Origin of the sequence: Streptomyces sp. SP18CS02 (assembly GCF_036322365.1) — a bacterium.
In the GTDB taxonomy this organism is placed as follows: domain Bacteria; phylum Actinomycetota; class Actinomycetes; order Streptomycetales; family Streptomycetaceae; genus Streptomyces.
Genome location: NZ_JAQYXC010000090.1, coordinates 1 through 9,413, shown reverse-complemented (window position 1 = coordinate 9,413; position 9,413 = coordinate 1). Strand labels below are relative to the sequence as shown.

The window sequence follows — 9,413 nt, the reverse complement described above, 5'->3', positions numbered from 1 at the left end:
GATCAGCCAGCCGATCATGAGCGCGACAGAGCCGACCATGGCGATCACGAGGCGCGGGGTGCTCAGGGCCTCAGCGAGACTCCAGACGGTGGAGTTCACGGTGGCGACCGCTCCCGTGGCGAGTGCGGCCGCCAGAGCCTTGGACAGCCCCGGCACCAAGCGCCAGGGCCGGTTGGCGCGGACCATACCGGCGAGCACCCGCAGATGACCGCGTGGCCCGCTGCCGACGTACCGCTGATCGGCGGTGTCGACCATGCCGGGATGAACGGGCGTGAGACGACCGGCGAAGAGCCCCGGATCCGGCTGCCTCCGCGGAGGCCCCTCGTCCCGGGAGCCTTGCGGACCGGTCAGGTCAAGCACGGCTTCTTCCACGGCCCGGTGAGCCCTCGTCTGCAGGCGCAAGCCCCCAGAGAGGGAAGAGACAGCAGCGCCAGCCCGTGTTCGTGACTCAGATCCACACCCAGCCTGCGCCCGTGTGAGTGCAGCGGAAGGTCCGTGAGGGCCACGATGACGTCCCAACTTTCCGCACTTCCGCGGTCCATGATCCGGCGCATCAAGGTGCGTGGGTCCTCGGTCCCCGCGGTGAAGGGCTCACTGACCACCTCGACGTCGAACCGCCGCCCCCGGCCCTGTCGGCAAGCCGAGTGGAAAGTATCCGGGCCATGCGCCGCGCGATGTCCGTCGGCGCGTCCGGATCCGCCAGGAGAGCCACGACCGTGACGCTCTGAGGCGACGCCCGCATGACTGGTCCCTCCTGACGGCTGTCCCCATGATCGCAAGTGCCCACAGGATGCCTCCGGGGCACGCCCACGCCGCGCGACACGCTAGCCCCCGTCGGCGGGTGCAGGCGATGGCGGGGCGGTCAGCGCGAGAACACGGACCGGCCCGTCACCGGCCGACGCCCCTCGCGGCCCGCGGTGCGCACCAGGTTGCCCGCCCTTTCCCGGTGCTCGTGCACGAGGCGGATCCCATGGCACCCTCACCGGCCGCCGAGGCCACCTGTTTGCCCGAGCCGCTCCTGACGTCGCCGACGGTGAAGACCCCGGGAAGGGTGGTTTCCCAGCAGCAACGGACCACGGCCGAGCGAGTCCCACCGGGTCGCGTCGGCCGCCGCCTGGTATCGACCAAGCGGCAACACGGGAAAACCGTCCGCAGATCCGCAGGTTGCCGGGGTGGCGAGCGGCGCGGGCGCCGATCGCAGGCAGGATCTCGGCAAGCCAGCGAGTCGGCTCCTCCTCGGGGCGCAGCGGCCGCGCTCCGAGAATTCGAGGCGGCGGACGACCCCGCCGCTGCCAGCCTCCCGGCCGGTGACCTTGGCCTTTGACCGGGCGGAAGCGCGCCAGTTCGTGGCTTCTCGGACGTGGGGTGACACGAACCGGATCGTGAGGGTCGCGCCAGCGTCGACGAGCGTGCGGGTTCCGACGAACCTTCGACGGGCAGTGGTCGCCTTCCGGCCCATTCGTATCCGGGTCCGTCGCCTGGGGCGTGGTTGTCGACGACGACTACAGGCCGACCGCTTCGGTGTCACCGGCGCACTGGTCTGCACAGCCCGGGTTCCGTTTCATTATCTATGTCTCGTACGGGCCACTGGCCTGTCATGCGCTCAGGCAAGTGCTGGGCGGCGTACAGCGCGCCGAGAGCCGCCGCGAGGGCGCCGAGCAGGAGCCGGAGCGTGGTCTCGGGCAGGTGTGGCTGGAGACGTGCGCCGAGATAGCCGCCGATCAGCCCTCCCAGACCGCAGGCCAGGCCCAGCCACCAGTCGGGCGAGACGGGCCCTGGGCTCGCCAGGGCCAGCACGGCGTACGCGGCGGCCCCGGCGACGGAGGTGGTGAAGGTCGCGGCGAGGGTGGCCGGGGCAATGCGGGACATGGGCATGCCGCGCGCGGCGAGGATCGGCCCGAGCAGGGAACCGCCGCCAATCCCGTAGATCCCGCCGATCACTCCGACCGCCAGGGCCAGGATGGCGAGCACCCGCGGCGACGGTTCGGCCGCGTCCGGCGGCCGCCGAGCGGGGATCAGGATGCGCAGGCACAGCCACACGCCGAGCGGCAGCAGAAAGGCGGCGACCAGGATGCGGAAGACGCCGGGGCCGGGAAGAGCGAAGACGCGGACGGCTGCGCCGACGAGGACGCCGGGCAGCGTCCAGGCGACGAGGCGCCGGGCCAGTCCGCCGCGCAGGGCGCCGTCGCGGCGGTAGCGCCACAGTGCGCCTGGCCCGGCCACCACATTGAACAGCAGGTTCGTCGGCGTGACGGCGGGACTGGGTACACCGAGGACGCTGAGCTGGACCGGCAGGAGGAAAACCGCCCCGGACACGCCGACCGGCGCGGTCACCGTTGAGATCAGCAGGCCAGCCGTGAACCCTGCCCAGATCGTCCACTCCACCGCTGCCCCCGCCGCTCCGTGATCGCACGGTCAGTATCGACGGGCCAGGCGGCGGGAGGTCGGAGTGGCAACGAGATGTTCACGAGCAGCAGGTGCAGCCCGGCTCGCAGCCGCACCCGTCAGCCTCGACCGCGGCGATCCCGGCGGGATCCGGCGTGTGGGTGGTGGGTGCGCAGCAGCCCTTGCCCTGCCAGGCGTCGCGGCCTTCCTTGACTGCGATGGCGGGCGATGACCAGGGCGGCGATCGGATCGGCCCAGGACCAGCCGAGGGTGGCGTTGAGGACGAGACCGACGAGAAGCACAGCAGAGTGGTACGTGCACAGCAGGGTCTGCTTGGAGTCGGCTGCCGCGGAGGCGGAGCCGAGTTCACGACCGGCTTTGCGCTGGGCGGCGGAGAGGAACGGCATGATCGCCAGCGACAGGGCGGCGATGGCGATGCCGGGGATCGAGCGGTCGGCCTCGCCGGTGCCGGCCAGGGCCCGAATGGCGTCGATGCTCACGTAGGTGGCGAGTGCGAAGAAGGAGATGGCGATGATCCGCAGGGTGGTCTTCTCGCGGGCGTCGCGTACGGCGTGGTCGCGGGCGGAGAACTGCCAGGCCACCGCGGCGGCGGCGGAGGAGACCTCGATGACGGAGTCCAGGCCGAAGCCGATCAGCGCGGTGGAGGAGGCGAGGGTGCCGGCGGTGATGGCGACGATCGCTTCGATGACGTTGTAGGTGATGGTCGCGGCGACCAGCAGGCGTATGCGGCGGGCGAGCGCGTCGCGGCGGGCCGGGGATGGCACGAAGGATATCGCGATCACTTCAGCAGCAGTCCTTCGTGGCGGCGTCCGGGCAGGTCTGGTCGGACTCGACCGCAACCACAGCGGCGAGCAGGTGGTCCAAGGCGTGGCTGAGGCGTTCGTCGGCGAGCTCGTAGCGGGTGCGGCGCCCGTCCGGGACGGTGACGACCAGGCCGCAGTCACGCAGGCAGGCCAGGTGGTGGGACAGGCGGGTGCGGGAGACGCCGAGCGTGTCGGCGAGGCCGGCGAGGCCGGCGAGGTCGGCGGGGTAGGCCGGCGCCTGACGCAGCGCGAGAAGGGTGCGGCAGCGGATCGGGTCGGCGAGCGCGCGGCCGAAGCGGGCCAGCACGTCGACTCCGTCCCTTTCGCAGGGCCGGCCGTGGTGCCGGACGACGGGCCCGTCGCCGCCCTGTCCCGCCCGGCGCCGGCGGGCGGGACAGGGGATGGCGCCCGAACTACGGACGCCGAGGAGCAACTCCGGCTGTACCGGGCGATCGAGGTGCTGCGCGAGGAGCTGGTCCGGCCGGGCGGCTATCACCGGGCCTGGGTCGCGGGGATCGCGGTGTTACACGAGCACCCATGACGCAGACGGACGCCGAGCTCTGCCGTGACACCGCAGCACGCTTGTCGGCCGCCGATGCCGCTTTGGCCGCTTGTGTGAGGAACACCCCGGCGAGCGCCTCCTGCGAGTGGATCTTCCGACTACCTGGCTTACGGGCCCCCGGCCGTTGACACAGTCACAAAATGAGCGAGTAGCCCCAGGCCCGCTGGGTCACCGCCGAAGAGTTCACCGGACTGCGCCCCACGTCCGTCGGCGACCGTTTCTTCTTCGACGATGTGCTGCCGACGCGGGGACATCAGGTCCCCGAGGAGCCTGTGCAGAACTGACTCCCCACCGCGCCGGCCACTCCCCTCCGGCTGCTTCGCCGCTCAGTGTTCGTGCGTCACCTGAACCAGCAGCTCACGGATCTCCCGCAGGCTCATCCGGGTACCGGGGTCGGAGTCCCGCTCCTCGATCTGCGCGAAGTGCTGTTCGGCCGTGGCCAGGTCGCCGCGGCGCCGGGCCAGTCGGCCGGCGAGCCGGTGGCCGGCGAGGTGGCCCGGGTACTCGGCGAGGATGTCCGCGACGAGTGGCGCGGCCTCCTCGTCGCGCTCCGCCTCGACAAGCAGCTCGGCCAGCTCGGGACGGGGATCGACGCGCCGTTCGAGCGGTCCGCGCGGTGGGTCGAAGTCGCCGGAGCGCTCCACCGCGCGGCGCAGCCACTGTTCGGCCTCCGGGGTGCGTCCGAGCCGGCGCAGCGCCCTGCCGAGGTGGTAAGCCGCCTCGGGGATGTCGTTCTCCCACGCCTTCACGAGCCACCGCTCGGCCTCGGCGTACCGCCCCCAGCGCACCATGCTGCGACCGGCCAGGAACGCGGGCCGCGCCAGACCGCCCTCGGCGGCGCGCACATACCAGCGCTCCGCGAACTGCGGGTCCCCGCCCCGCTCTTCGGAGGTCCAGCCGACGCCCCAGGCTGCCCTCGCGTGACCGAGCTCCGCGGCCTTCAGCGTCCAGATGCCGGCGGCCCGCTCGTTCTTCGCGTGGGTGTGGATCCCGGCGATGCTGTACGCAGCCCCCGCGTCCCCGGCCTCGGCGGCCGGCTCGAAGTACGGCACGAGCAGGGTCTCGTTGGCCTGGCAGTCCTGCAGCATGCGGCCGAGCTCGAGCAGCGCGCGCGGAGTGCCGGTTTTGCGGTACCAGTCGGCGGCGTCGGGCAGCCGGTAGAGACGGTCGAGTGCATCGGCATACGCGAAGCACTCCTCGGCACCGCCGGACTCTGCGGCCGCCCGCAATTCGGGCAGGTGCGCCGCGAGTTCGGGGTCGGGCAGCCGGGCGGGGGCGGCGCGAATCGCCGCGATCTCCTCGAGCTGCTCGACGAACATCTTGGGCAGGCCGCCGTACTGATCGTCCTCATCCTCGGTGTCGCCGGTGAGACGCAGCCATCGCTCGGCCTCGTCCAGCCGCCGCTGCATGATGCCGATCAGACCGAGGTAGAAGCGGGCGTAGTCGTGACCATCGGGTGCTGCGGCCGCCGTCTCGAACCAATGCTCGGCCGTGCGCTGGTCACCGCGCTCGAAGGCCCAGACACCCAGGACGTAGGCCGCGCCCGAGTAGCCGAGCTCGTGCGCCCGTACGGCCAGGGCGCGTGCCTCCTCGATCCGGTCGCTGTCGCGGGCCACCAGGATGGCCTGCTCGACCAGGGCCTGGTGCGAGCCGACCGCCGCGGCTCGCGCGTAGAGAGCCTCCGCCGCGCGGATCGTGCTCGGGTAGTACGTGAACATGCCCGCGTACTCCGGGTCCCGCAGCGGACTCAGCGCTTCCCACGCGCCCTCGGCGTCCCCGTCCGCCTCCGCCCGCGCGAGCCGGTCCGCCCAGAGCTCCAGGTCGTCGACGATGTTCTCGATCACCTGACGGGCCGAGGCCGCCTTGCGGTCACCCAGTTCGGCCGCCTCGTCCAACTGAGCCTGTGCTTCGGCGAAGGCACCGTGGCGGGCGGCCTTGAGCACCGCGCCGTTGGTGAGGCAGGGGACGTGGCCGAGTGCAGCTCCCCGCGCATACCACTCCTGTGCTCCGTCCGGGTCGCCGGACTCCTTCAGGAGTGTGGCGAGCCCGAAGGCGCAGCCGCCGTCACGGTCGGCAGCGCTGCGGTACCAGCGCTCGGCTTCGGCGAACTCCCAGCGGTCCTTGTGGCAGATCGCGAGCGTGCGCGCCGCATCCGCGTCCCCGTGATCGGCGGCCTTGGCCCACCAGGGCAGGGCCTGGTCCATCCGGCCGCTCTTGCCGAGGAATGTGGCGTAGGCGCGGTACGCGCCGTCCTGTCCGGCCTCGGCAGCGGCCGCCAACTCGGCTGCCTGGTCGCGTATGTGCTCATGCGTTTCCCCGTGTGTCATTCCGTGATCGTGTCAGGCGGCCACGGCCGGGGCGGATACGGGGGGTGCCGGGGCGTGGGCCCGACGGCCGGTGGGAGGACACCGCCGTTCCCTACACCGGCACCCCCGAGTGCCCGGCATCCGCCTGCCCGCTGCCGGGTCTCTTCGGCCGCGGCCTGGGCCGTCACCACGCGCAGCGCTTCCGCGAACACCACCGTTCCCGCCCCGACGCCCTGGTTGCCCCGTGGGCGCGCAGCAGGCCCCGTACCTCGCCCCGCACCAGTTCAGCCTTCTCTCTTTGCCCGAGCCGCTCCGCCTTGAGGTTCTCTGCAGCCTGCAGCAGGCCGAACCCTGGCCGCGGGGCTTCGAGCCTCCTCCGGTCCGCCGCATTGTCCGCGACCTGGCCGGCACCGCCACACTCGTCAGTGCCCTCACCGACGAGCAGATGTGCCCCCGCTCCACCGTCGCCGTCCTTAGGCTCCTCACCCGCGTCCGCACCGCGGTCCAGACCGCCCGTGCCGAGTACACCGGAACAGCGCCGGTCAGGACGACATCCTGGATCTGCGTGCGCTGGGGTCAACGGTCCCGCACACCGGCGGGAATCAGGACTCCCAGGACCGTCGATCTGCGCACGATCCAGCAGCGGTGGCTGCGCGACCTACTGCGGACCTGGACGATCCAGCAGCGCCCCGGAGCGGACGAGTTCGGCCGCACGCTGCGCGGGGTGGAGCTCGCTTCCCGGGCCCTCGCGCCCCGCCCGGGCACCGACGACCCCGCACGGCCGCGCTACGACGATGCTGGGCTCTGTCTCACATGCGGTGGTTACGCTGAGTCATGATGACGGCAGGTGGGTCATTGGTCGCAAGACCGCAGGTCGGGGCCCTCATAGTCGGTTTCCACCGGAACCCGACCGATCCCTTGGTGTCCGGTAGTGAGAGATCGCTGGGATAGGCCCAGCGGTCCAGCATGATGCCGTTCGCCTTGAAACATCGAGGTCAGGACGGCAGCTGCACTCTCCGTGAGGTAGGCATGCCCAACGTGCACGATCCGTCACCACTGCATATGAGACAGAGCCGTTCACTGGACAGAACTCATCCGGGCTGTTTCCCTGACGGCGTCCCACCCAGGGAGCGAAGGCGTCGGCATCGGGGCTGTTGTTCGCGGGCGCGGTGTAACGGGTGTGAAGTACGGCGATCGGTAGAGTCGAGCACGTGCTGTCATCGCGTGGTCTGACCGGGTCGAGGCTGCTGCTTGCCGCCATGGTCGGCCTTGCGGCGCTGCTGGCAGCAGGTGTCGCGGCAACGGGGTTCGTGTTGAACGCGCGTCATGAGCAGGCCGCGCTGCGGATCGAGACCCTTTTGCATCCGGCAGTCATGGAGGTAGGCGCCGTCCGGGCGGCGGCAGGTGACTTGCGCGCCGCGTCACTGGCCGGGGCGGCAGGCGAAGGACTGCGTGGCGATTCCGGGAAAGCCCTCGAAGAACACCTGAAGACACTGGACGGGCTGGTTGCCGGCACGGATTCCGAGGTCGACGCCGAGGTCACGGACCTCGGCCGTGATGTCTCCCGGTGGCTTGAGAGCGCCCGCTCCGATGCGGCGGTGGACCGGATGCGTACGTACGGGCTGCCCGCGTCCGCCGTCGGCGCGGTTCCCCCCCGAGGGCACTTACGCGGCCGTCGACGCCCGGACGAAGAAACTGACGGCCCTGCTGGAGCAGCGCAACGCGCAAGCGGCGCAGGACGCGATGGGGCACATGAACGGTGTGATGCTCTACATCCTGAGCCTCGCCGTCGCGCTGCTGGTCGCGGCGGTGGTGGCCGCGGTGGTGCTGCAGCGCCGTTACCTTGCCCCCGCCGGCGTACTCGCCCGGCGTCTGCGGCGCGCGGCCAGTGGTGACGCCTCCGCCGCCGGGCCGCCGCCCGGGAGCGGCCGGGGATGGATCGGCCGCCTGAGCGAGGAGGTTGAGGGGGTGCGCGAGCGCCTGGCGATGTCCCAGCGCGAGTCCCGCCGTAATGAGGAGGCTCTCGTCCAGGTCGGGCCGGTGGTCAAGGGCCTGCACGAGATCCTCGCCTCCTGCGAGGAGCCGGGTCCCGGCATCGTGGTGGCCGGTGACGTGCGCGCGGCCGAGGGCCTGATCGCGGGCGACTACCTCGGTGCCGTGTCGCTGCCCGACGGATCCACCGCCGTCTTCCTCGGCGACGTCTGCGGACACGGCGTCGCCGCAGGACTGCTGGCCGTACGCCTCAAGAGCGTCCTGACGGTGGGCCTGCGACTGGACACCGACCTGGACGCATCAGTACGCGCGGTACACCAAGCCCTGGCCGACGAGGACTGCTTCGCCACACTGGCCGTCGCCGTCCTTGACCCGGAACACTCCACCCTGACCTGGGTCAACGCCGGACACGGGGAACCGTTCCTGCGACGGGCCGACGGAACGGTCCGGCGCCTGGGAACCACCGGCCCCCTCGTCCACCCCTTCCTGGAGGCACCGCCCGGCAACTGGCAGATCCGCACCGTCCGCTTCGGTCCCGGCGACCTGCTGGTGCTGTCCACCGACGGCCTCACCGAGGGCCGCCGCCCAGACGGCGAGGAGTTCGGCGAGCAACGCGTCTCCCGTGTTCTGGCGAATCTGGACGATCCCACCCCCACGGCGGCTGTCACGGCCCTCTACGCGGCCGCCGAACGCTTCGACGTCGATCCTGGAAGAGACGACATCAGCCTTCTCGCGGCCGCCCTCGCCTCATCACACAACTACACCCCAGGGCGGCGCACCGTCTGACCTGTCCCGACTGACGAGAACGAAGCCGGACGGGTCTACCCCCGCTCGGCCGAGCCTTCGCAGGCGTTACCGCCGCCAGGGGACACCGGACGGACCGGCCGTCTTCTGCCCGCCCACGTTCGGCGTGCCAAGCACTTCGGTGATCCGGTCCGCCGCCTCGGCGTCCCGGTGCGCAAGACCTTAACCGACACCATGACGGAACACCCCTCGCCCTGGTTGCTGCGGCAGGCGCACCGGTGGTCCGGTGAAGCGCACCCGCCATCGCCGACGCCAGCGGGCCCGCCGTATGCAGGAAACCGGTACGTCGTGTGGCGGGTGGTGGCCGAGACGCGGTGTACGGCGGTCGGGGGTGCGGTCGGCTGCTTCCTGCCCTTTTCGGAGCTGTATGGCGTGGCGGGCACCGGTGCGGTGCCCGCCTTGTTCACCGGTTTCGACAGCGGTTGTTCAGTGCTTCGGGAGGCACCCCGGCCGCCGGCGTGTTCGATGTTCACGAGAAGCGACAGCACCCGCGCGCCGGTGAGAATGTTGCCGCTCCAGGCGGACCCTACGAGCTACGGG

The 9,413-nt window shown here is 71.4% G+C and carries 5 protein-coding genes and 2 pseudogenes; 2 read left to right on the top strand and 5 right to left on the bottom strand.

Annotated features, from left to right (window positions below):
- The 5 genes and pseudogenes from PUR26_RS00585 to PUR26_RS00565 all read right to left on the bottom strand — a co-directional run.
- Positions 1–742: pseudogene (locus tag PUR26_RS00585) on the bottom strand (hypothetical protein); the annotation flags it as partial.
- Between the two features lie 782 nt (positions 743–1,524).
- Positions 1,525–2,385: a sulfite exporter TauE/SafE family protein gene (locus tag PUR26_RS00580; protein WP_329868136.1), complete on the bottom strand. Its 861-nt coding sequence runs from the start codon at positions 2,383–2,385 to the stop codon at positions 1,525–1,527.
- A 79-nt stretch (positions 2,386–2,464) separates the two neighbouring features.
- Positions 2,465–3,188, bottom strand: a pseudogene (locus tag PUR26_RS00575) (cation transporter).
- 1 nt (position 3,189) lies between these two features.
- Positions 3,190–3,516: an ArsR/SmtB family transcription factor gene (locus PUR26_RS00570; RefSeq protein WP_329868138.1), complete on the bottom strand. Its 327-nt coding sequence runs from the start codon at positions 3,514–3,516 to the stop codon at positions 3,190–3,192.
- Between the two features lie 581 nt (positions 3,517–4,097).
- Positions 4,098–6,098 (bottom strand): tetratricopeptide repeat protein, encoded by a 2,001-nt coding sequence (locus tag PUR26_RS00565; protein ID WP_329868135.1) that lies wholly within the window; start codon positions 6,096–6,098, stop codon positions 4,098–4,100.
- A 277-nt stretch (positions 6,099–6,375) separates the two neighbouring features.
- Between PUR26_RS00565 and PUR26_RS00560 the strand changes: the two genes are divergently transcribed.
- The gene (locus tag PUR26_RS00560) at positions 6,376–6,915 is read left to right on the top strand and encodes a hypothetical protein (protein ID WP_329868133.1); all 540 of its coding nucleotides are present in this window, start codon (positions 6,376–6,378) and stop codon (positions 6,913–6,915) included.
- Positions 6,916–7,667: 752 nt separating this feature from the next.
- On the top strand, positions 7,668–8,855 hold the full coding sequence (locus PUR26_RS00555; protein WP_329868131.1) for a SpoIIE family protein phosphatase: 1,188 nt from the start codon (positions 7,668–7,670) through the stop codon (positions 8,853–8,855).
- Positions 8,856–9,413 lie beyond the last annotated feature (558 nt).